This is a genomic window from Psychromonas sp. SA13A (assembly GCF_011378715.1).
GTDB lineage: Bacteria > Pseudomonadota > Gammaproteobacteria > Enterobacterales > Psychromonadaceae > Psychromonas.
Genome location: NZ_WTKU01000001.1, coordinates 415,281 through 438,705 on the forward strand (window position 1 = coordinate 415,281; position 23,425 = coordinate 438,705).

19 protein-coding genes are annotated in these 23,425 nt (G+C 38.4%); 16 read left to right on the top strand and 3 right to left on the bottom strand.

What is annotated here, in order from left to right; translation table 11 throughout:
- The first annotated feature begins 340 nt into the window (after positions 1 to 340).
- The 16 genes from GQR44_RS01810 to GQR44_RS01885 all read left to right on the top strand — a co-directional run bounded on the left by GQR44_RS01810 (position 341) and on the right by GQR44_RS01885 (position 19,496).
- Positions 341 to 1,708: a paraquat-inducible protein A gene (locus GQR44_RS01810; RefSeq protein WP_346774307.1), complete on the top strand. Its 1,368-nt coding sequence runs from the start codon at positions 341 to 343 to the stop codon at positions 1,706 to 1,708.
- On the top strand, positions 1,698 to 3,347 hold the full coding sequence (gene pqiB / locus GQR44_RS01815; RefSeq protein WP_166368628.1) for an intermembrane transport protein PqiB: 1,650 nt from the start codon (positions 1,698 to 1,700) through the stop codon (positions 3,345 to 3,347). The genes GQR44_RS01810 and pqiB overlap by 11 nt, the downstream gene beginning before the upstream one ends.
- Positions 3,347 to 3,907, top strand: coding sequence for an ABC-type transport auxiliary lipoprotein family protein (locus tag GQR44_RS01820; protein ID WP_166368630.1), 561 nt, complete (start codon positions 3,347 to 3,349; stop codon positions 3,905 to 3,907). Before pqiB ends, GQR44_RS01820 begins: the two co-directional genes overlap by 1 nt.
- Positions 3,908 to 4,338: 431 nt before the next feature.
- On the top strand, positions 4,339 to 5,277 hold the full coding sequence (locus GQR44_RS01825; protein WP_166368632.1) for a LysR family transcriptional regulator: 939 nt from the start codon (positions 4,339 to 4,341) through the stop codon (positions 5,275 to 5,277).
- 324 nt (positions 5,278 to 5,601) lie between these two features.
- On the top strand, positions 5,602 to 7,581 hold the full coding sequence (locus GQR44_RS01830) for a TonB-dependent receptor (protein ID WP_166368634.1): 1,980 nt from the start codon (positions 5,602 to 5,604) through the stop codon (positions 7,579 to 7,581).
- Between the two features lie 109 nt (positions 7,582 to 7,690).
- Positions 7,691 to 8,611 (top strand): ABC transporter substrate-binding protein, encoded by a 921-nt coding sequence (locus tag GQR44_RS01835; protein WP_166368636.1) that lies wholly within the window; start codon positions 7,691 to 7,693, stop codon positions 8,609 to 8,611.
- Positions 8,612 to 8,683: 72 nt separating this feature from the next.
- Complete coding sequence (locus GQR44_RS01840) at positions 8,684 to 9,640, top strand: ABC transporter permease (protein WP_166368638.1); 957 nt, start codon at positions 8,684 to 8,686, stop codon at positions 9,638 to 9,640.
- Positions 9,633 to 10,583, top strand: coding sequence for an iron chelate uptake ABC transporter family permease subunit (locus GQR44_RS01845; protein WP_166368640.1), 951 nt, complete (start codon positions 9,633 to 9,635; stop codon positions 10,581 to 10,583). The genes GQR44_RS01840 and GQR44_RS01845 overlap by 8 nt, the downstream gene beginning before the upstream one ends.
- An 11-nt stretch (positions 10,584 to 10,594) precedes the next feature.
- On the top strand, positions 10,595 to 11,353 hold the full coding sequence (locus GQR44_RS01850; protein ID WP_166368642.1) for an ATP-binding cassette domain-containing protein: 759 nt from the start codon (positions 10,595 to 10,597) through the stop codon (positions 11,351 to 11,353).
- A 558-nt stretch (positions 11,354 to 11,911) separates the two neighbouring features.
- On the top strand, positions 11,912 to 12,646 hold the full coding sequence (locus GQR44_RS01855; RefSeq protein WP_166368644.1) for a ribonuclease activity regulator RraA: 735 nt from the start codon (positions 11,912 to 11,914) through the stop codon (positions 12,644 to 12,646).
- A 123-nt stretch (positions 12,647 to 12,769) separates the two neighbouring features.
- On the top strand, positions 12,770 to 13,735 hold the full coding sequence (locus GQR44_RS01860) for a tripartite tricarboxylate transporter substrate binding protein (protein ID WP_166368646.1): 966 nt from the start codon (positions 12,770 to 12,772) through the stop codon (positions 13,733 to 13,735).
- Positions 13,736 to 13,786: 51 nt separating this feature from the next.
- Entirely contained in the window at positions 13,787 to 14,269 is a 483-nt protein-coding gene (locus tag GQR44_RS01865) for a tripartite tricarboxylate transporter TctB family protein (RefSeq protein ID WP_166368648.1), read from the top strand.
- A gap of 3 nt (positions 14,270 to 14,272) precedes the next feature.
- Positions 14,273 to 15,784, top strand: coding sequence for a tripartite tricarboxylate transporter permease (locus tag GQR44_RS01870; protein ID WP_166368650.1), 1,512 nt, complete (start codon positions 14,273 to 14,275; stop codon positions 15,782 to 15,784).
- Positions 15,785 to 15,848: 64 nt separating this feature from the next.
- Positions 15,849 to 17,426 (top strand): aldehyde dehydrogenase (NADP(+)), encoded by a 1,578-nt coding sequence (locus GQR44_RS01875; RefSeq protein WP_166368652.1) that lies wholly within the window; start codon positions 15,849 to 15,851, stop codon positions 17,424 to 17,426.
- Positions 17,427 to 17,522: 96 nt separating this feature from the next.
- Positions 17,523 to 18,464 carry a 2-hydroxyacid dehydrogenase gene (locus GQR44_RS01880; RefSeq protein WP_166368654.1) on the top strand — a complete coding sequence of 314 codons (942 nt, stop codon included), beginning with the start codon at positions 17,523 to 17,525 and terminating at the stop codon, positions 18,462 to 18,464.
- Positions 18,465 to 18,785: 321 nt separating this feature from the next.
- The gene (locus tag GQR44_RS01885) at positions 18,786 to 19,496 is read left to right on the top strand and encodes a FadR/GntR family transcriptional regulator (protein WP_166368656.1); all 711 of its coding nucleotides are present in this window, start codon (positions 18,786 to 18,788) and stop codon (positions 19,494 to 19,496) included.
- 355 nt (positions 19,497 to 19,851) lie between these two features.
- Here the strand turns inward: GQR44_RS01885 and GQR44_RS01890 are convergent, their stop codons facing one another.
- The 3 genes from GQR44_RS01890 to GQR44_RS01900 all read right to left on the bottom strand — a co-directional run bounded on the left by GQR44_RS01890 (position 19,852) and on the right by GQR44_RS01900 (position 23,398).
- The gene (locus tag GQR44_RS01890) at positions 19,852 to 20,805 is read right to left on the bottom strand and encodes an NADPH:quinone reductase (protein WP_166368658.1); all 954 of its coding nucleotides are present in this window, start codon (positions 20,803 to 20,805) and stop codon (positions 19,852 to 19,854) included.
- Between the two features lie 183 nt (positions 20,806 to 20,988).
- Complete coding sequence (locus tag GQR44_RS01895) at positions 20,989 to 21,942, bottom strand: alpha-E domain-containing protein (RefSeq protein WP_166368660.1); 954 nt, start codon at positions 21,940 to 21,942, stop codon at positions 20,989 to 20,991.
- Positions 21,943 to 21,946: 4 nt separating this feature from the next.
- Entirely contained in the window at positions 21,947 to 23,398 is a 1,452-nt protein-coding gene (locus GQR44_RS01900; protein WP_166368662.1) for a circularly permuted type 2 ATP-grasp protein, read from the bottom strand.
- Positions 23,399 to 23,425: the final 27 nt, after the last annotated feature.

The following is a 23,425-nucleotide window of genomic DNA, read 5'->3' on the forward strand; positions in this document are numbered from 1 at the left end:
TTCATGTTTTTGAAAACATAATTTAATATTGTTGAGGACATGAATTAATATTCTTGAAAATATAATTTAATATGGTTGAAGGCACAGCTTAATGTTATTGAAAATATAATGCAGCTAATTGGTAGGATTAACGCTAAATACAATAGTTCTGTTATTATGTTGCTTAGATCTTCACCTTTATGTCTATAATCTGTTCACCTCACGTCTTACTGACTTTTACACCTTAGAGGGTGATGGGGATATACCCACCAGCAGTTTTAAATTAACCAGTACCAGTTTCAAATTAACCATTAGCAATTTTAAATTAGCCAATAGAAAAATAAGTGAGCCCATCAATAACGTGACAATAGACATCAACAAGACACCAGTTAATTTAATGATCCCTTGTGAGGAATGCGGGTTAGTTGTAGCTGTGCCTAAATTACACCAAGCGCAGAAAGCACACTGCCCAAGATGCGCGCACATGCTGACACAAACTATCGCTAAACCTCATCAAACTGCGATTGCTTATGCATCGGCCTGTTTACTAATGATGGTGCTAAGCGTTAGTTTCCCATTTATGTCATTTTCAGTGCAGGGATTGACGCAACAAATAACCTTGCTTCATGCAGTGCAAATGCTCGACCAATTTCAAAATTCATTACTCGCCTTGTTGTTATTAGCCACTGTGATTGTATTACCGACCCTATACATCAGTTCAATGCTGTATCTGTATTTTATGGCGGCCAAAAATAAGCCTAACCTCGTTGTAAAATCATCGCAAAAGCATATTAAGCGACTCTGTAAACTGTTGCTAAAAATAGAGCCGTGGTTGATGGTTGATGTATTTTTATTGGGTGTATTAGTCAGCCTTATAAAAATTTCGTCACTGGCAGATATTAGCCTCGGTTATTCATTTTTTGCATTTTGCATCTATACCGTATTGGTTGTTAAGTGCGTTTCTTTAGTTGATAAAAATTGGCTCTGGGAACAATTTATTCCTTCGATACAGTTCAAAAAAGATTATCAAGGTGATACTCATCATTCCAACACCCATCTCAACTGCCATGTATGCCACCAGATAAATCCTCAGCCGATAACCAACAATCACACCTGCATTCGTTGTGACAGCCCAATACATCCCTTTAATATGCAAGCAAACTTGCAAAAAGTATGGGCATTATTATTTACAGCCATTATTTTTTATTTACCCGCGAACCTATACCCGATAATGTATACAGTAAGCTTAGGTTCAAGCAGTCCCTCGACTATTATGGAAGGTGTGATTGTATTGTGGCAATTAGGCTCCTACCCAATTGCAGCCGTTATTTTTATTGCCAGCGTCTTTATCCCCTTAGTAAAAATATTTGCCCTGTGTTGGCTTTTCATCAGCGCAAAAAAAATGCACACTTTGTCTAATAAAGATGCACTTCAAAAACTAAAGGTGTATCGAATAACTGAATTTATTGGTCGCTGGTCGATGATAGATATTTTTGTAGTGGCTATATTAGTTGCACTTGTGCAATTACAAAGTTTAATGGCAATCTACCCCGGACCCGCTGCACTTTCATTTGCTATTGTGGTTATATTTACCATGTTGTCGGCGATGTTATTTGATTCAAGAATGCTTTGGCCTGATCGCAGTAATAAAAGCCTAAAAATAAACAGTGAAATAGAAAGTCCCTCTCACTTAACCAATGATACAAAAGAGATAAAACATGACGAGTAATAGTACTCAGGCAGAAGCTAATATAAAGAAACAAAACTCAATATCAGCGATATGGATTGTGCCAATAGTTGCTCTGGTCATTGCCCTATGGATGCTATTTCAATTTATTAATAATAAAGGCCCTGAAATCACTATTATCATGCCCACTGCAGAAGGCATTAATATTGGGAAAACAGAGATAAAATCCTTAAATGTAAAAGTAGGTATGGTTACCGATATCACGCTCAGTGAAAACTATGATCATATAAAAATCAAAGCGCAAATGAATAAAGATACCGAGCGAATGCTTAATGATAAAACACAATTTTGGGTGGTCAAACCAAGGGTTGGCAGTGCAGGCATTTCAGGTTTAGAGACGATCTTATCCGGTGCTTATATTCAGATTCAGCCCGGTGAATCCACCACAAAAAAACTCGATTTCACTGCGTTAGAGTTACCTCCTATTACTCCTCTTAGCAGTAAAGGAGTACGCGTTTTATTAAGTCATGCTAAAGCAGGAAAGCTAAATATAGGGGATCCAGTCAGCTATCAAGGTTTTACCGTCGGGCGCGTAGAAAAAACATCTTTTGATTTAGCAGAAAAAAAAGCACTGTATCAACTGTTCATTTTTGAACCTTATGATGGTTTACTTCTTTCTGGCTCACAGTTTTGGCTCACCTCAGGTATTGATGTAAAACTGAATGCCGATGGTTTTAATGTGCAAGTCGACTCGTTACAAAGCCTACTATCCGGTGGTGTGACTTTTGGTATTCCTGCGGGTGAAGATGTTGGACAACCCTTTGACGATGAATTAGTTAAACTGCCTCTCTTTGATAATTATGAACAAGTTAAAGAAGGACTTTATAAACAATACGTTAAGTTTATTATGGAATTTGATGAAAGCATTCGAGGTTTGACTGCAGGTGCTCCCGTAGAGTATCGAGGTATACGTATCGGCACCGTATTAGAAGCGCCCTATGATGTCGCCTTTTCTGAAAATAATGCATCATCAAACAAAATTCAGATTTTAGTAAAACTCGAACTAGGTAGGCTGTTTGATAAAGGTAGCAACATTTCCTTAAACACATTCCAACAAGCCTTTGAACAACACTTTAAAAATGGCTTAAAAGGGAAACTAGAAACAGGTAATTTATTAACCGGTGCTTTATTTGTTGATACTGAATTTGATGCACCTGAGCCAAACTTCAAGATGACAGAAGTTGGTAAATACAATGTGTTTCCAACAAAAAAAGGCGAATTTGCAATGGTTCAACAGCAACTTTCATCATTATTTAACAAGGTCAATGATCTACCTTTAAATGATGCCGTCGAGTCAATGGCACGATCAATGAATTCTTTAGATAAAGCCTTAGTATCAGCCAATACTACCATCAAAAACTTAAATGGTTTGGTTTCTGAAGAAGCAACTCAAAACCTACCGGCAGATATTCAAACTAGTTTAAAACAGCTACAAAAAACATTAGATGGGTTCAGTCCGAACTCAGTAATGTACAATGATTTAGAGCAAACAATGAAAAAGTTTGAGCAAGTCATGTCTGAATTACAACCTGTTTTGAAACAAATTAATGATAAACCAAATTCACTTATATTTGGCACAGGCACCGTACAAGATCCGATCCCAGCGAAGAGAGTAAATTAATGAAAATATGGCTTACGTTATTCACCCTCTTTATCGCGGGGTGCAGCAATACTGCAATACAACAAGATTCATTGTTTTTACTACCAGTGAATAGCACTGAAGTCGTCACCTCTAAAAGTGCACCAATTGTAGTAGTTAAAACAAATTTGGATGAGTATTTAGATCAAGTTGGTTTAGTGTATAGGGTCTCTGATACCGAAGTAATATTGGCCAAACATAATCGCTGGGCACAAAAAATATCCATGCAAATTAATCAACGAATGATACTTAATCTACGGGCAAAACAAAGCGCTTACTGGCCAGTGCAATTAAACGCAGCAATGGTTTTGAATAATCAACCGCAATTACACCTCTCTCTCTCTAGATTCAATGGCGTATATACCGGTAATGCTGAATTAAGTGGCGAGTGGTTACTGATTAATTCACAGGGCAAGGTTATTCAAAGTGACAATTTCGAAATAATCAAACCGCTAAAAAGTGAAGGTTATCAACAATTGGTGATTGCACTTGCAGAAGGTTTAGATGAATTAGCATCACAGATTGCAAAACAAATAAATTAATAGCTCACTGTTATAAGTTCACAGGGACTCCAAAGTAACATAACCATCAAATATTCACAGCCAGTGATTATTGGCTGTCATTGTTAACCACTCACCACCCTATAGCGTAGATTATCGATAGTTTCATGGATAATGCCTGACACATTCGACAAACCCTAATGAGAATGGTAATGATACCTTTTACTATTTAAAAGTTAAGAGTAAGTCGCTATAATCGATACTAATCCCATTAAGTATGCGATCAAATATTGGGCATAGATTACGTCAAAGAATAATTTTCTTTACAAAATTTTTGCCCTAAGTAGTGAAGTATTTCAAGCATTGGAATAAAAAGTTGAGCCGTAAAATGGGTATAGGTTATAGGTGCCGTTTTAATTTTTTATCAATCAACTAGTCACACTAACTAAGCAAACTATCAATTTAAGCGAACTATGAATTTAAACCAAGTCGACCTCAACTTACTGCTGCTCTTAAAACAACTTCTGAAGGAAAAACACGTCACTAATACGGCATTAACACTTAATATGAGTCAATCGTCGGTGAGTCGTGCGCTGTATAAATTGCGTAAGCTGTTCTCTGATCCATTATTAGTAAAATCCAGTAATGGTTATGCGTTAACGCCTAAGGCAGAAACCATTAAACGTGATTTAAATACGGTGCTTACTAGCTTAGAAAAGTTGATCGATGGCAATGAGTTTTTCCCATCAAGCAGCGAGAAAACTATTCGTATTTTTGGACTAGCGCCGCAAATGGATATATTGCTACCGAAATTAGTTAATATATTGAGAGATAGAGCTCCACAAATGACGCTCGATGTGGATACGGTATCCAAACCACACTTTACTGGCCTGATCTCCGGTGCACATCATTTTATTATTACTAACCAAGAGCCGCCAGCTGCTGACCAAGACTTATATCGTCAACATTATTTAGACCGTGATTTTCGTTTAATTATGTCTGCTAACCATCCCTTAGCAGATGCTCCTCTTGATGCAGAAAAATTACGCAATTGCCAATTTGGACAAGTTTCGCTGCAGGGAGACAAAAAATTATCCATTGAACCACGCTTTAAAGCCTTAGGTATAACAGGTGACAATGGCAAAATAGCGACCCCTGTACGTCTTAATAATTTCTCATCTGCTGCTTCCATTGCAGCCAACTCAGATATTATTTTTCACCTTCCAACGGACTACGCCCTACAGGCAGCAAAGTCGCACAACATAGTTTGTAGAGAGGTGCCAACAAACCTACAACATCCTACCAAGCGACTCTATTTATACTGGCACAAACGTTATCATCAAGATCCTATGTGTGTGTGGTTTCGTTCAATCATTACCGAGATTAGCAATCTAGAAAATAAGTACTTATAAAACAATTTTTTAGTGGAAAAATTATTAACAAACTAAAAACTAAAAACTAAGCGACGATTATTCAGAAGATCCATGCCACTGTAAGCTTGATAATTTAAATTAGTCCATAGTTCCAAAGTGGCATAACTACCATTAACTAAGTGAAAAATCGAGCACTCACTAAGTAACATAAGGACCATTCATAAGCTGCATAATAGCTATCCAGAAAATGAATATGAGAATGATTGCTTTTAACATCACCATCAAGTCTAATGATAACCATTATCACAAAGGCAATGTTAAACCGACTTATTACTCATCATTATTTCAGGACGAGATAGAAAAATGAAAAAATCTGCACCATTTCAACGTAAACGCATCGCAATAATTATTAGCTCATTATGTTCAAGTTTAGCCTTTTCTGTACAAGCAGAAGAACCAAAGGTGAGTACTTACGAAACGGTTGAGGTGTGGGGAACACAAATCAATAATGATAGCTCGCTATTAAGTAATGATATTGAATCTAAGCAGGCAGATCATCTCAGTGACTTGTTACGTGACCAACCGGGTATCGATGTGGGTGGTTCACATGCACTTAATCAATCGATAAATATTCGTGGTGTTACCGAGTCTGACTTAAATATTACGATCGATGGTGTTGATCAAAGTAACAACGTATTTCACCATGTTGGTAACCTATTAATTAATCCAGATATTATTAAAGCGGTTGACCTGAAATTAGGTAGCAACTCTATTATTAACAGTGGTCTTGGTGGGGGGGTTGCCTTTGAAACCAAAGATGCTGATGACCTATTAAAAGACGGCCAAAAGTTAGGAGCAAGAGTTTACGGTGGTTATGCAGATAACGATTACTACACCTACTCTGGCACTGTCTACTCTCGTTTAAATGACCACTTTGATATGCTCGCTTATTACAGCGCGATAGATCGTAACAACCCTGATGACGGTGATGGCGTAGAACAAGTGGGTCAAGAAGGAAAAATGCAAAATGTTCTGCTTAAAGCAGGTTTTGATATTAATGATTCAAATCGTTTAGAGCTAAGTTACGATTATTATAATGATGATGGCGATTACACTATTAAATCTAATTTAGGCGCTGGTTACAGCCATGATAATTTGATTTATCCGATTGAATATACACGTGAATCAATTGCATTAAATTATGAATTATCGCTAACCAATACAGAAGTGCACTCTACTCTGTACAGCAACGAAATGAATTACAACCCAGATCGCCGCGATTACGGTAGTACAAACGACGAAGGGATCACCAATAACATTGGCTTTAAAGTATTAGCAGAAACTTATCTTGAAACCGCAAGTATTGAACATACTGCTCGCTACGGTGTTGAAGGCCAGCAACAAGAGTCAGAGAAAAAAGTTAATGGCAATCGTTCGGGTGAGAAAGAATCAATCGATAGCTATGCAGTTTATGTTGAAGACGAAGTACAGTTAACTGAAAAATTATCTGTCACACCGGGTGTGCGTTACGATCATCATGCCATGGATGCTAACTCTTCTAACGATACTTTCAAAGAAACCAGCTTTGCATTAGCAGCTAAATACCTGATTAATGATCAATGGACTGCACGTGCTAGTGCCACTGAATTATTCCAAGGCCCTTCATTACCAGGTTCATTCCTAAGTGCTCCAGAAGTTATCAACGAAGACTTAAAAGCTGAGACAGGTGTTAACTATGAGTTAGGTTTATCATTTGAACAGCAAAACTTAGCAGGATTAGATAGCGTCGGTTTCTCTGTAAGTGTATTTGAAACCAATATCGATGATTACATTGATAACTCAACAACGGGTAAAACAGGCCTTGAAAACTTAGGTGACGTACAAATCCGTGGTGTGGAGTCTTCAATTAACATGCGTCAAGGTGAGTTTACAAGTCGCTTAACTTACGCTCATTCTGATTCTAAATATACCTCAATCAATGCCAATGCAACGGGTGCGCCGACTAAAGGTCAAGCCTTAACTAATGAAGTGGGTGATAGCTTCTCTTTAAACCTAGGTTATGCCATCCCAGCATTAGATGTATCACTTAATTGGACCAGTATGTTGACCTTAGATTTGCATAAAGATGTTGACGCTGATGTCGCTAAAGAAGGTTACGACGTACATGACCTATCTATTCAGTGGACTCCAAAACAAGTGGAAGATTTAACCATTACCGCTGGGCTTGAGAATATCTTTGATGAAACTTATGCGTCACATGCTTCATACAATAATTCAATTAATGGTTACACCGATTTTGAACCAGGTAGAACAGTGAAATTAACTGCATCTTACCTCTTTTAATTGAAAAAATGGTCTCGATAACTTTGCAACCATTATAGTAAATACAACCCAGTTTAATCACTGGGTTGTATTCGTAATAGCTCCACACTAAAGAATAGGAATAAAGAACATGACCTTTGCTAAAAATGTTTTTCACGGATTATTAAAAGTAATACTGTTAGTGGTTGTGACCAGCCCTGCTTTTGCTACCACTTATGAACACAGCCTAGGAACCGTAGAGATAAATGGAGTGCCAAAACGAGTAGTTGTATTAGGATTCGGTAGCTTAGACTTTGTGGATGCACTCGGTGTTACCCCTATCGCGATGCCAAAAAGCCTACTGCCAACCACACTAGAAAAATACAAAGCAGATAAGTATGTCGACACAGGCACGTTGCAAGAAGTTAACTATGAGACTCTGTTTACGCTAAAGCCTGATTTGATTATCGCTGAAGGACGAATGGCTAAGCTTTATCCTGACCTTGCAGCGATTGCACCTACTTACCTATTTCAGGTAGAAGCTAAACACTACTGGGAGTCAACGCAAAAACATTGGCTTAACCTAAGTAAAATATTAGGAAAAGAAGAAAAAGGTGCGCAACTTATCGCCGATATACAAAATCGTATTGATAAAATAAAACAAAAAACGCAACGTACTCCTTTAAAAGTCCTCACCGCTATGAGTAATGGTAGTAATATCACTTCATTTAGCCCAACCAGTCGATTTTCATTTATTTATGATGACGCTGGCTTTATGCCATCAACTTCTACCAATGTCGCTTCAAAAAATCATACTCACGGTAACTTAATTTCCTTCGAATATATTGCAGATGCTCAGCCAGATGTACTGTTAATACTGGATCGAGACCAAGCTATTGGCAAAGCAAGTGGCCAAGCACAACAACTATTTAATAACGCATTGGTGAATTCAATCCCTGCTGCAAAAAATGGCCGTATCATCTACCTTGATACTACAGCTTGGTACTTAGCGGGAGGTGGTTATCGATCAATTAAACAGATGATACTCGACCTTAATAATGCCATCCGTTAACAATTAAAATATGAACGGCTTGATAGGTTTGCTTAAACTCGCAACCTTTCAAGCTCTTCAATGTAGATAATAATGAAGTTTACCCACTTTCTCGCTATTGCCATTTTACTGGCTCTTACCTGCGCATCACTAATGGTCGGCGTTGCTGATTTTTCATTGAGTGATATATTCCATGCGGATCCACACGCTCTTAGTATATTAACAACCAGCCGCTTACCACGATTATTAGCAATTATGTTAGCCGGAGCAGGGTTAAGTATTGCAGGTTTGATCATGCAGCAGATTGTACAAAATCGATTTGCAGCACCTTCCACAACCGGCACCATAGATTGGGCAATGTTTGGTTACATGGTCGCATTGGTTGCATTTGCAGAGATGAGTAGTTGGGTTCATTTATTAATTATTTTTGCATTCTCAGTGTTTGGCACCATCTTGTTCATACATTTTTTACAACGCTTGAAGTTTAAGAGTACGGTGATGGTGCCCTTAATTGGCATTATGTACGGCAATGTTGTTTCTTCCATGACTACCTTTATCGCCTACAAATACGACTTAGTTCAATCTTTAAATTCATGGACAGTGGCCAATTTTGCTTCTGTATTACGCGGTAACTATGAATTCCTTTATATCGCCCTACCTGTTGCCGTCTTAGCCTATTTTTATGCAAATAAATTCAGCGCTGCCAGCGTCGGTGAAAGCTTTGCAAAAAATATAGGGTTAAATTACCAGCGTATCATCATGATTGGCGTTATTTTAGTGGCACTGCTTTCTTCTTCAGTGGTAATGATTGTAGGTATGATTCCGTTTTTAGGGTTAATTGTGCCTAACATCGTTTCGCTATTTATTGGTGACAATATGCGTCGTAACCTGCCCTGGACTGCTTACGTTGGTGTGGTGCTTGTACTGAGCTGTGATATTTTAGGCCGCCTGATTATTTTCCCTTATGAAATCCCTATCTCGATGATCATTAGCCTTTTAGGTGGTGCTGTGTTTATTTATCTGATCCTACGGGACAAGTCTAATGCGTGATCCTATTAAGCTATTCATTGTCGGCGCTATCGCATTTATCATTTGCGCACTTTTTTTAAGTAAAGGGCTGACCGTTGATAATTATCAGTTTTTCTTATCACGCCGGATCCCAAAAGTATTGGCCATTATTTTATCAGCAATGGCGATTGCCTCTTCATCTCTGATTTTTCAAACCGTCACCAATAATCGAATCCTTACCCCTTCGATACTGGGGTTTGATTCCTTGTATGTCATGATCCAAGTGTTATTAGTGGCTGTATTCGGTGGTTTTAGTGCAGTTGTCATTGATAGTGAAATGAACTTTTTACTATCAACTAGCATCATGATATTTTGCTCGATGGTCTTATTTCATTTTTATTTTAAAAGCCGACAACGCAACATATTCACCCTGTTATTAATTGGCGTAGTACTCAGCAGTCTGTTCAATAGTGCGACTGGATTCTTTACCATGGTCATTGATCCCGATGAATTTACCTATATTCAAGATTCAATGTTTGCCAGCTTTAATAATATTAATGCAGAGTTAGTTTACTGGTGTGTAGTGCCACTTTTACTGTGTTTTGCTTATCTAATGAAACTCGCTAATAAACTAGATGTCATGTGGTTAGGCATTGATAACGCAACTAGCTTAGGGGTGAATACACAGAAGTTAACCATGCATATCATGTTTGTTATCACTTTAATGGTTTCAATTTCTACTGCATTGATCGGCCCAGTTTTATTTTTGGGCTTAATTGTAGTGGCATTAACACGACAATTATTTCGGACTTATCAACATCGATTTCTACTACTCGCAAGCGCTCTAGTCTCTATTGTGATGCTTGCTGGCGGACAATGGATGGTTGAAAACTTATTTAATTTTAATACCACTATTAGTGTCATTATTAACTTCCTCGGTGGTGGTTATTTCCTATTTTTATTAATGAAACATAAATTTGATTAAGGTCTAGTCTCGTGATCACAGTTAGCGGATTAAGTAAAAAATATAACGATAAATACGTTGTAAGCAATGTCGATGCCCTTTTCCCTCTGGGTAAAGTGACCAGTATTATTGGCCCTAATGGCGCAGGTAAAAGCACCCTATTATCAATGGTTAGCCGTTTAACAGAAAGTGATGCAGGACAAGTCATGATTGCGGACAAACCATTAAATCAGTGGGACAGTGCAAGTTTAGCAAAGCGATTATCGGTATTAAGACAATCTAATAATATTAATATGCGCTTCACTGTACGTGAGCTAGTTGCATTTGGCCGTTTTCCTTATTCGCAGGGCAGACTCACAAAAGAAGATAATAGCTTCATTGACCGAGCAATGATTAATTTGGACATTACTCACTTGCAGGATCGCTATATTGATCAATTATCCGGCGGGCAACGACAAATGGCCTTTATCGCTATGGTTGTCGCACAGGATACTGATTATGTTTTTCTTGATGAGCCCTTGAATAATCTTGATATCAAACACTCGGTAGATATCATGAAAACACTAAAGAAATTAGCAAAAAAACACCATAAAACAGTGGTCATAGTGATCCATGATATTAACTTTGCATCTTGTTATTCCGATAATATTATCGCCATGAAACAGGGACAACTCATTAAAAGTGGTACGGTGTCAGAAGTCATTCAAGAACAGGTACTCAGCGAGATCTATGAAATTCCCTTTAAAGTACAGGAAGTAGAAGGTAACCGTATTTCGCTTTATTATAGTTAAGTATTTTTTAAGGCAGAAAAACGATTAAAAATGCTTATCTATTTCAACAAATGTCTACGCCTACCTAATAACATAAATTTAAATCAATGATTTTCAAGAACCAATAATTGAATAAAAGCAGCAATTACTATTACAGCTTTTATTTAGTTATTGGTCGATCTCACCCTCGATATATTCAAAAAGTACAATAATTTTCACCAGCAATATGAATGCGAATAGTCGATTAATATAATATTCCCCCTTAAAATAGTTGTAATAATGTGTAAAAACAATAAAACAACAAAATTCCTAATATAGAAATTTATTATCTATCCTTAAATTTCACTCTAAAAATAAATATATTTAAAATCAATACATTAAATAAAATAAAAACAATTATCATTATGAATAATCGCTTAGAAATAAGGATAAAAGGCAAACATGCGCAATATCTCATTATTTAAGAAAGTGAGATATCGCGCCTAAATTAGTAAATATTAGTAATAATTAGTTTGAATTGTTGTTTTTTTAGTCATATCTTATTAATGGTCAAACGTCATATACACAAGGGGATTATTAATGAGTAATGTAACTAGTATTCAAGAATTAGATGAACAAGTAATAAACAGATTTCGTAAAGTTTCTACCGCTACTTTACATACCGCTCTTTTTAAAAGAGGGTTCCGTAATACCTTCATCCAGAATGTCAGCCGAGTTAACAAAAAGAAAGTAAAAATGGTTGGGCAAGCATACACATTGCGTTACATACCAGCTCGCGAAGACCTTGATACGGTTGCCGCTTTCAAAGATCCGCAACATCCACAAAGGGTCGCAGTAGAAACCGTGCCAGAGGGCATGATCCTCGTTTCAGACTGCCGCCAAGATGCCTCAGCAGCAAGTGCAGGCAGTATTTTATTAGCTCGATTAGAATTTAGAAAGTGTGGTGGTTTTGTATCGGATGCTGGCATTCGCGATTTTGATGATTCATCAAATATGGACTTACCTATTTTTTGCGCAAAACCTAGTGCTCCTACCAATTTAACCAAGCACCACGGTGTTGAACTTCAAGTACCTATCGGTTGTGGCAGTGTTGCTGTTTACCCTGGTGACGTATTAGTCGGCGATGGTGATGGTGTAATGGTTATTCCACTTGAAATTGCTGAAGAAATATCACTTGAAGCAGCTGCGATGGAACGTTTTGAAGCCTATGTGATTGCTAAAGTGCGCACTGGCAGCAAAGTCATTGGCCTTTATCCACCAACAGACAAAGTATTAGAAGAATATAACCAAGCAAAATTAGCTGAGGCTAATTAATTCAAACAAGCTTTTCATTGATTAGTACAAACAGTGACCAATATTAAACCGAGTGGATAGTTTATTTAAGCATCTCACTTATTGTTTAATTATCAACCGTTTTATAAAAAAAGGAAAATAGTTATGTTATACAAAGGATTAAAAAACAAACTTATGTGTGCATTAGGAGCTTGTATTCTTAGCTCTTCAGTCATAGCAGCAGATTTCCCATCACGAGATATTCGTCTCATTGTTCCATGGGCAGCAGGTGGTGGCGCAGATGGCATTTCACGTAAAATTAGTAATATTGCTGAGCAGGAATTACCTAAATCTATTTATGTTGAAAATATCAATGGAGCCGTTACAGCAACTGGTTTAATGCAAATGACGCGAGCACGTCCAGATGGTCAAACAATTGGTATTTTAACCTATGACAGTGTGATCACTTTGCCACGTGGAAAAATGGTACCCGGTTACTCTCTGGATAAAATGTCACTGATTGCACGCATCACAAAAGAAGCTGATTCCATTGTTGTTTCTAAACAGTCCGGTTTTAACAGCTTTGAAGAGTTGATTGCGGCGGCAAAAGCCAAACCAAATACAGTACGAATTGGCGTTGCTCCAAAGGGTTCAGGTCCTTACTTAGCGGTACATCGCTTAGAAAAACTCACCGGTGTTAAGTTTAACGTTATTACTTACCCTGGTTCATCAAGTGCAGAAACAGAAGCATTATTATCAGGTGAGCTTGATGGTGCAATTTCAAGTTTAGGTGATTTCAGCGGCATCATTGAATCAGGTGATGCGAAAGGAGTTATTGAATTAGCCTCTGAGCAGAATCCATCTTTCCCAGATGTCCCACCAATCAGTACCCTCGGTTATGAACTAGAAACAGGTAGCTTTATATTATTAGCCGCGCCCAAAGGAACGCCTAAAGACACCATTGCTATTATTGAAAATTCATTCAAAAAAGCTTACGACAGCACTGAATTTCAAGAGTGGATAATGAAAGTGGGTGTTACACCTAGCTGGTTAGGATCTAAAGATGTGCAAGCCTGGATTGACGAACTTCAATCTAGCACGTTCAAAGAAATGGATGCATTAGGTCTATAAGGACTTAGTAATATACGCCTCACGTAAATACGAGGCGTAAATGGAGGGGTTATGCTTTTAAACAAGAATGTAGTATTTCATTTTTTACTTTTTTTTCTATCAGTCGGATATTTTGTCATTGCGATCAATTTAGGGGCTCCATTTGCTAATAATGGATTGCAACCATCCTCTTTTCCTTTGCTTATTGGTCTTTTTGCAATGATGTTCAGTTCAATTTTGCTGTATAGAGAAGTGAAATTAATGAAAAGTAAGGCTTCTTCTTTAGAAGACGACACTCAAACAGATAATGCTTTATCAGGGAAAGGCCGATTTGCTCCACTTGCGGTGATGTTATCAATCTTTTTATATATTTTGTTATTTTCACCTCTAGGGTACTTTTTCTCATCTATTTTGTTTGTTTTATCAATCATTATTATTTTTTCATCACTGGAAAAAGTGCTTCAAAAAATAGTGATATCAACAATTATAGTCTCCTTTGGATATCTGGTATTTGAACAGATGTTTGGTGTAAGACTTCCGACGTTATGGGGATAGACCATGGAATTTATTAATCTTGTTTTAGGTAGTTTTTCATTATTGCTGTCTCCTCAAATTCTTCTTTATGTGGTTGCAGGGTTTCTGATTGGTACTATCTTTGCCTCAATTCCAGGATTAACGGCAACACTTGCATTAGCACTTTTACTACCACTTACCTACAGCCTTGACGTATCCACTGCACTAATGGCATGTGCCAGTATTTATATGGCAGGTATGTGTGGAGGGAGTATTACAGCAACCACCATTAACATTCCAGGTGCACCTTCATCGATGATGACCGCTTTGGACGGCTACCCGATGCAATTGCAAGGCAAAGGGCCTTTAGCTTTAGGTCATGCAGCTTTTGGCTCTATGGTCGGTGGAGCATTAGGCGCAATATTACTAATTGTACTCGCCCCCTTTGTAGCTGAGGTTGCGCTATTAGTTAAAACAACGGGTAAATTTTCACTATTAGCCTTTGCAATTGTAGTCATTGTGATTGCACAGCGCGGCAAAGTAGTTAAAGCGGGTATGGCTGCCTGTATTGGTTTAATGCTAGCAACGGTCGGGTTAGATGCAATGGAGCCAATGACTCGTTTCACTTTTGGTTCTAGCGAACTCACTGCCGGTCTCGATTTAATGCCAATGATTATAGGTACATTTGCAATCAGTGAAATCCTGATCCAAGCAAAGTCCAATGGTTGTGCTGAAAAAATGGTTGAGGCATTAAAGAAAGTAACGATATCTCGTCGAGACTTTATTCCACCTTTATCTGAAATACGCAAAATAGGGGTAATGTGCTACCTAAAATCTAGCCTTATTGGATATGCAGTAGGAACATTGCCTGGCGCAGGTGGTTCAATGGGTAGTTTCCTCGCTTATGCGGAAACAGTACGTACTTCTGATGAACCTGAAACCTTTGGTAAAGGTAACCCGAAAGGCATTGTCGCATCTGAAAGTGCTAATAATGCGGTATGTGGCGGTGCATTAGTGCCCATGTTGACCTTTGGTATTCCGGGTGACCCAGTGACAGCTATTATGTTAGGTGTATTAGTGATCAATGGTATCCAACCAGGTCCACAGTTGATGGTAGGACAAGCCGAATTGATCGCGCCGATGTTAGCTTCATTACTGTTTAGTGCATTAATATTGATCCCATTAACCTTATATTTACTTGGCCCATACTTTATAAAAATAGTCGCAATCCGCAAAGACGTTTTGTACGGCATCATTGCTTTATTAGCCGTGGTAGGTAGTTACGTTGCGACGTTCTCAACATTTCAAATGATGATGTCATTAATCATAGGTATCTTAGCTTACTACTTAAGAAAACATGATTTCCCTGTCATCACTTTACTTCTTGGATTTATCCTTGGCCCCAATTTAGAAGAATTTTTAAGACGCTCATTATCATTATCAAATGGTAACCCGATGACCTTCTTTACTAATTATGACAGCCTATTTTTTGTCATTTTAACTTTGATCTTTGTGTACTTCTTAGCGATAAAGAAACCATTAAAGAAACCTTTTTAGGCTAATTCATCAATTAAATAAGGCTCTGAAGAGCTCAATATATTAAATACTTAGGAGAACAAAAATGGAATTAACTGGACGACTATTAATAGGTAAAAAAAGCGTCGCTATTGCTGAACCAGAGATTAGAGCAATTAACCCTGCGACCGGTGAGTTGTTAGAGCCAGCTTATTATTCAGGCGGTATTGCTGAGGTCAACCAAGCATGTGAATTAGCGACACAAGCCAGTATCGAATTTCGTAATACTTCTTTAGAAGAGCGCGCTGTATTTCTCGAAACAGTGGCAGAAGAAATAATGGCCATTGGTGACCCACTAATAGAACGAACAATGCTTGAAACTGGACTACCTAGAGCGCGCATTGAAGGTGAGCGTGGACGAACCTGTGGGCAATTACGTTTATTTGCTTCAGTAGTACGTGCAGGTGAATGGCTAGATTTACGTATTGACCCTGCGATGCCAGATAGACAACCATTACCTCGTCCGGACTTGCGCTTACAAAATATAGCATTAGGTCCAGTGGCGGTGTTTGGTGCAAGTAATTTCCCATTAGCATTTAGTGTTGCAGGTGGTGATACTGCTTCTGCATTTGCAGCGGGTTGCCCTGTCGTGGTCAAAGCGCACTCAGCTCACCCAGGCACCTCTGAAATGGTAGGCCGAGCGATTCAATCTGCCGTTGCTAAATGCGGTTTAGCAGAAGGTGTGTTTTCTTTATTATATGGTTCGGGAAATGAACTTGGACAAGCATTAGTAAGTGACTCACGTATCAAAGCCGTAGGTTTTACAGGGTCGCGTAGCGGAGGCCTAGCATTAATGAATATTGCGCAATCTCGTCAACAACCGATCCCTGTTTATGCAGAGATGAGCAGCATCAATCCTGTTTTCTTATTGCCTGAAGCACTTCAAGCACGCTCAACTCAGCTAGGTGAAAGCTTTATTACTTCATTGGCGATGGGTGCAGGACAATTTTGTACCAACCCTGGGCTAGTTATTGCGGTCGGTGGAAAGGCACTTGAAGATTTTTTAACAACAGCAACAAAAGCAATTAATAATATAGCTGCCCAAACCATGTTAACACCAGGCATTCATCAAGCTTATCAACAGGGCGTAAGCGCATTAGCTAATAACAAAGCAGTCAAATCACAAGGATATGGAGTTAGCAGCGAGCAACCAAACGGCTGTCAGTCAGGGCTATTTGTCACTACTGCTGAAGATTTCTTAAAAGATGAAACACTACGTGATGAAGTATTTGGTTCAACGTCTTTAGTGGTTGAATGTAAAGATATCGAGCAAATGCTGTTAGTCGCTACTGGGCTTGAAGGGCAATTAACGGCGACGTTACAAATGGATGATTCAGATCTAGAAGTGGCTTCTGCATTATTGCCAATACTAGAAGAAAAAGCAGGTCGAGTAATGGTAAATGGTTGGCCTACAGGCGTTGAAGTTTGTCATGCAATGGTACATGGCGGCCCCTTCCCTGCAACATCAGATTCACGAAGCACTTCCGTAGGTAGTGGTGCCATTCAACGCTTTTTACGTCCAGTATGTTATCAAAACTTACCACAGGCATTGCTTCCAAAAAGCCTTCGAGATGATAATCTAAATACTACATCTCATTTATTAGACGGTAAACGTATCAATTAAAAACTTTATGGTCATACTAAAGCCTGATATTTATCAGGCTTTTATCCGTTGTATTCTATTTTAAATCAAGCATGGACCCTATCAAGGAATATATTAATGAAACCAAATATATTGGTACTTCGCGCTCTTGAAGCAAAACAAATGGCCATACTCGAGCAGAATTTCACACTACATTTTTTCAACATTACTGCCCCCGTAAAGCAATTACCTGAACAAGTTGCGGCATCCATTATCGCGATAGTCACTAGCGGTACAATTGCTTTAACTAATGAGCTTATTGATCGATTACCTGACCTTAAAATCATCTCATCATCAGGTGTGGGCTACGATGCTATTGATATTGAATTATGCAATAAACGCGGTATTAAAGTATGTAATACTCCAGGATTAATGACAAATGACACGGCTGATTTAGCCATAATGTTGATTCTTGCAACTCGTCGTAGATTAATGTTCGGTGACCAATGGCTACGCAGTAATCAATGGGCAGAAAAAGGGCCAATGCCTTTAACCTCTTCATTGTCCGGAAAGAAGCTAGGTATTGTTGGCTTAGGTCGAATAGGCCAAGCTATAGCTACTCGGGCGCAAGCAATGCAACTAGAAATTGCTTACTTCGGTCGTAATAAAAAAAACAATTGCGACTATCAATATGAAAGCCAATTAATCGACCTTGCTAATTGGGCTGACATTTTAGTCGTTTGTTGCCCTGGTGGTAAAGATACCGTCGGACTTATTAACAAACAAATACTTATTGCGCTAGGGAAACAAGGTACTTTAATTAATGTAGCAAGGGGTTCGGTAGTGGATCAGACGGCCTTAATAGAAGCGCTTGCTAACAATACCATTGATAGTGCGGGGCTAGATGTTTTCACTGAAGAGCCTTGTCGTGGTGATATTTTTAAAGGTTTACATAATGTTGTTTTATCACCACACCACGCTAGTGGAACGGTGGAAACTCGAGCGAATATGTCGCAAATGGTTGTAGATAATTTAGAAGCCTATTTTTCTGGGAAAGCTTTAATAACACCCGTTAATTAAATAAAGTTAATCCAAGATAATGATCGGAAAATAATGACCGATAAATAATGATCGGCAAATAATGTGCAGTAAACAACTGGCTACGATCAATAAATATTAATCAATACAATGATATAATTTTTATTTAAGAAAGCTAATAGCAAACACTGATGGAAACGTTAACACTATTATCGTTTGTGTTAACCATCAAGATTGCTCTGTTGCGCAGTGGAATTAGCATTACATCACAATACTATCAACACCTTAAAGGTAATTCTTAGTACTGTGCTAGAGTCAATAAAGAATAAAATAGCTTAACCGCTGGACGTTGGAAAATAACTTATGAGCAAAACTAATCACCTACCCAAAAGCCACCAACAATCATTGGGTGCGATCGTTTATGAACAAATACTGACGGCTATAATAGAAGGGGTTTATGAACTCAATACAAAACTCCCTGCAGAGACTCAATTATGTAAAGACTTTAAAGTTTCTCGCCCTATTCTTCGCGAAGCTTTAGCACGCCTTCGAGAAGATGAGTTAATTACTTCACGCCGTGGCTCAGGTAGTTATGTAATAAAAAAACCTGACAGTGATGTGTTAAAATTCTCTCCTCTTTCTAGCATTGCAGATATCCAACGCTGTTTTGAATTCCGAGCTAACTTAGAAGCTGAAGCAGCAGGATTAGCGGCAAGCAGAAGAACTAATATACAGCTTGAAGCCATTCTAGATGCCTATGAGAAAATAAATGTTGCTAACGCTTCCAGTAAACTGGCTACCGATGAAGATTTCAGTTTTCATTATGCAATTATCGATGCAGCCAATAACTATTTTTATAGTACCGTTCTGAAATCATTGGAAAAAAGTGTCAAAGAAGGAATCAATATCACCAGAAACTTATCGTTACGCCACCCTCCTTCTCGATTAGAGCTTGTACAACAAGAACACCTAGCAATTGTAGATGCAATAAAAGCAGGGGATGCAATAGCAGCAAGAGACGCAATGAAGAGCCATCTTAATAATGCGCGTACTCGTATGTTTGATGGAGTTTAAGGAGAGGATTTAAGGGGTAGCTTTTGAATTCTCTCATCAACAGTATTTTATAGGCTGTGCTTTTATCCATATTCTATTCTGAAGTATAAAATCAACTAGCCAAGTGACAGCAATAAGTTAAGTAACTTCAGTTCTGGATAAGTATAAAAATTTGTACTTATGATCTGAATTCAAGAAATTCAAGAAAGAAAAATGATCTGATATTACGTTTTAATCCTTAAAAACTAAGCAAGCATCATTAGTAAGCAGATCATTAATTATACAATTTCTCTTTTCTGAATAACTAAGTACATATTATGAGAATCTAGGCTAAATACTTATCTATTCAGAGTACTTAACTATTCAGAACACTTAATTACTCTTGAACGTTAATAACAATATTACCCGTTGCGCCAGAGCCCATCACTGCAATATGCGCCTCCGTTGTCTCTGCCAATTCAAAACGTTTCGCAATGACGGGGCTAATATCGCCTTTTTCAGCAGCCGTAAACAAGGCTTCATGTATTAAGGTAACTTGTTCAGGACTTGCATTTGCTAGCGCTATGCCCATTACACAAGCATCTTTAGCCATCAAATCACGCGGATTGATTTGCACTTGACCGCGACTACCAATGACTACTACCCTGCCATTAACATTGAGTAGAGGTAAATCATCACCTAGATTTTGATTCGCGAGCATTTCTAAAATAATATCAACTGCGCCAGCCTCTTTTACACTTTGGTAATGTTCAGGATCATGATGATTCACCACCAAATCTGCACCTTGCTGCTGTAATAATGCTCTGCCTTGTTCAGAACTCGCACTAGCAAAGACTTTACAACCAGCTGCTTTAGCTAACTGCAAAGCCGCTAAACCAACACCACCACTAGCGCCATGAATAAATACCGTTTCTCCTGCCTGGCAATTTGCACGAATAAACAAAGCTCGCCAAGCGGTAGCATAAGGAGTACCAAGGCAAGCACCTTGCTCAAAGCTAAGGCTATCAGCTAAAGGAAAAACTTGAGCGGGTGTTGCTAATGCAAACTGTGCGCTGGTACCTGTTTTAGAACCAGAACAATAAACGCGCTGACCAACCTTAAAACCAGTGACTTGACTCCCTAACGCAGTAATAACACCGGCGCCATCTTTGCCAGGGGTGTGAGGAAAAGTAGCGGTATAACCATTGCTTCCAGCAGCGATATAAGTGTCAACAGGGTTAACCCCTGACACTTTAACTGCAATTAAAATATCCTCATCTGTAACGCTTAAGTCAGCACATTGAGTCAATAAAAGTGGGTCGCCATGGTGATGAATTTGAATCGCTTGCATAAAATAATCCTATTGGTGCGGAATAAAGGGGGCTAATACTTAAATGAATGTTTCGAAAACAGAAAACGAGCAAAGCGCTTGGCAGTACCCGTGTCGATTTTTATCTGAAAAGTGAGTAGTAGGCGTAGGTACCTTGCACTTTATTGAACACACAAGGCTCGCCCACTGCTTTAATAAAATGACTTATTCAGCCGCTTCAGTTTCAATTAATTCAGGTGCTTTTAAGAAGTACAGTTCAGCGAGCTGATTATGTACACCAGCTAATTTAAGCTGTATTTTATCCACATAATCATGCAGATCACCATTCTTTAGCATTCTCACATCTTCATTTTTTAAACTATCACATACTTGATCAATGAGCTTAATTAATTCCTCAGAATGAATAACCGGCTCCATCATTTTTCTTAATTCATTTAGACAAAATAAAATCGAACGAGGGAAAACCTCACTATGCATTATAAACTCAATTACATCGGAACGTTGAACACGTACACCCATTTGTTGACGATACATTTGATAAGCACTCATTGAACGTAATAAACTGATCCATTGAATGTTTTCAAAGGGTTTACCTACTTCATTAGTGATCAGCGTAGCGGATCGAATGTCTAAAATACGTGAACTCATGTCGGCGCGTTCTATCATTAAACCAAATCGGCTAAACGTATAACCGTGATCATGGTTAAGAGTGGCATCTAAAGTACCAAAGATCATATGCGTTGATTCGATGATCTTTTTTAAGTAAGCAAAGCGTCCGCGCTTGCTCAGCCCTTCGTTTTGATTATCTTTGACATAATAATATAAAGAGTTTATTTCTTCCCAAACGTCTCTTGGAATAACATCTCGAATAGTACGCGCATTCTCTCTAGCATTAATGACAGAATTGAGGATAGATGAATTATTATCGTAACCGATTAATAAATAACGCAATGCTTTTGGTTCTGAAAAGTCAGTATGATTTTCTTGGTAGGCTTGACGCATACCAATAATATCAATTAAAGGCTCCCAACCAGTGCTCACCCCTTTAGGTAGATCCATGATCAGCATATTATTAACATTAATTAAACGCGCTACGTTTTCTGCACGTTCAATATAGCGAGACACCCAATATAAAGTTTCACATACTCTTGATAGCATATTATTACGCCTCCTCGTCAACAATCCAAGTATCTTTACTACCGCCACCTTGTGATGAATTCACCACCAGCGATCCTTTGTTCATAGCAACACGTGTTAATCCACCTGTAGTGACCTGAGTATCATGCCCAGATGATAAAATAAACGGCCTTAAATCCACATGTCTTCCATCGGGTTCAACGCCATCTAATGTTGGCACTGTGGATAAGTCTAATGTCGGTTGAGCAACCCAATTACGAGGATCTGCTTTAATTTGAGCAATGGTTTCTTGTTGTTCTTTCTTGGTTGACTTGGGACCAATTAACAAACCATAACCACCTGATTCATTTGCGGGTTTAACCACTAATTTATCAATGTTTTTAATAACATGATCGCATTCTTTTGGATCCAGACACTTGTACGTAGGCACGTTCGCTAGTTTCGCATCTTCGCCTAGGTAATATTTAATCATTTCAGGCACATAGGCATAAACTACTTTATCATCGGCAACGCCGGCACCTGGAGCATTTACTAATGCAACATTGCCTTTTGCCCAAGCACGCATTAATCCAGGTACACCTAATTGAGAATCCGGCAAAAATGCTTCGGGATCTAAAAATAGATCGTCTATACGACGATAAATAACATCAACACGCTGCAAGCCAGTGATGGTACGCATATATACGCAATCATCTTTCTCTACGACTAAATCACGACCTTCTACTAACTCGCAACCCATCTCTTGTGCTAGGTAACAATGTTCAAAATAAGCTGAGTTAAAAACACCTGGCGTTAAAACAACTACTTCAGGCTTATCCTGTGGACGAGGTGACATAGCTGCTAACATATCAAATAATTGAGACGGATAATCATCAACAGGTAGGATCGAGACTTGTTCAAATAATTCAGGGAAAACACGCTTCATTACGGATCGGTTTTCAAGCATATAAGAAACACCAGATGGGACGCGTAAGTTATCTTCTAAGACATACATGGTGCCGTTGCCATCACGTACTAAATCAGAGCCACAAATATGTGCCCATATTTTGTTAGGAGGGTTAACCCCTACACATTGCTTGCGAAAGTTAACTGACTTTTCCAATAGACCTTTTGGAAAAAAACCATCTTTTATTATTTTTTGGTCATGGTATAAGTCATCAATAAATAAGTTAAGCGCCTCGACGCGTTGCTTTAAACCGACTTCAATACCTTGCCATTCTTTTTTACCAATGGTGCGTGGAATAATATCAAAAGGCCAGGCTCTATCGATCATGTTACCTTCATCGTAGACGGTGAAGCTGATCCCCATTTCTTTAATCGCTAAATCTGCAACAGCCCTCGCTTTGACTAACTCTTCACTTGATAAACTCGAAAAGAACTGAGCTAATTGATTGCCGTGTAATCTCACGTTCCCTTTAGCGTCAATTAATTCATCAAAAAAACCATTTGTTTGATACGCTTTCCAATCAATTCCCATACACTTCTCCGCCTTTTGATTATTAAC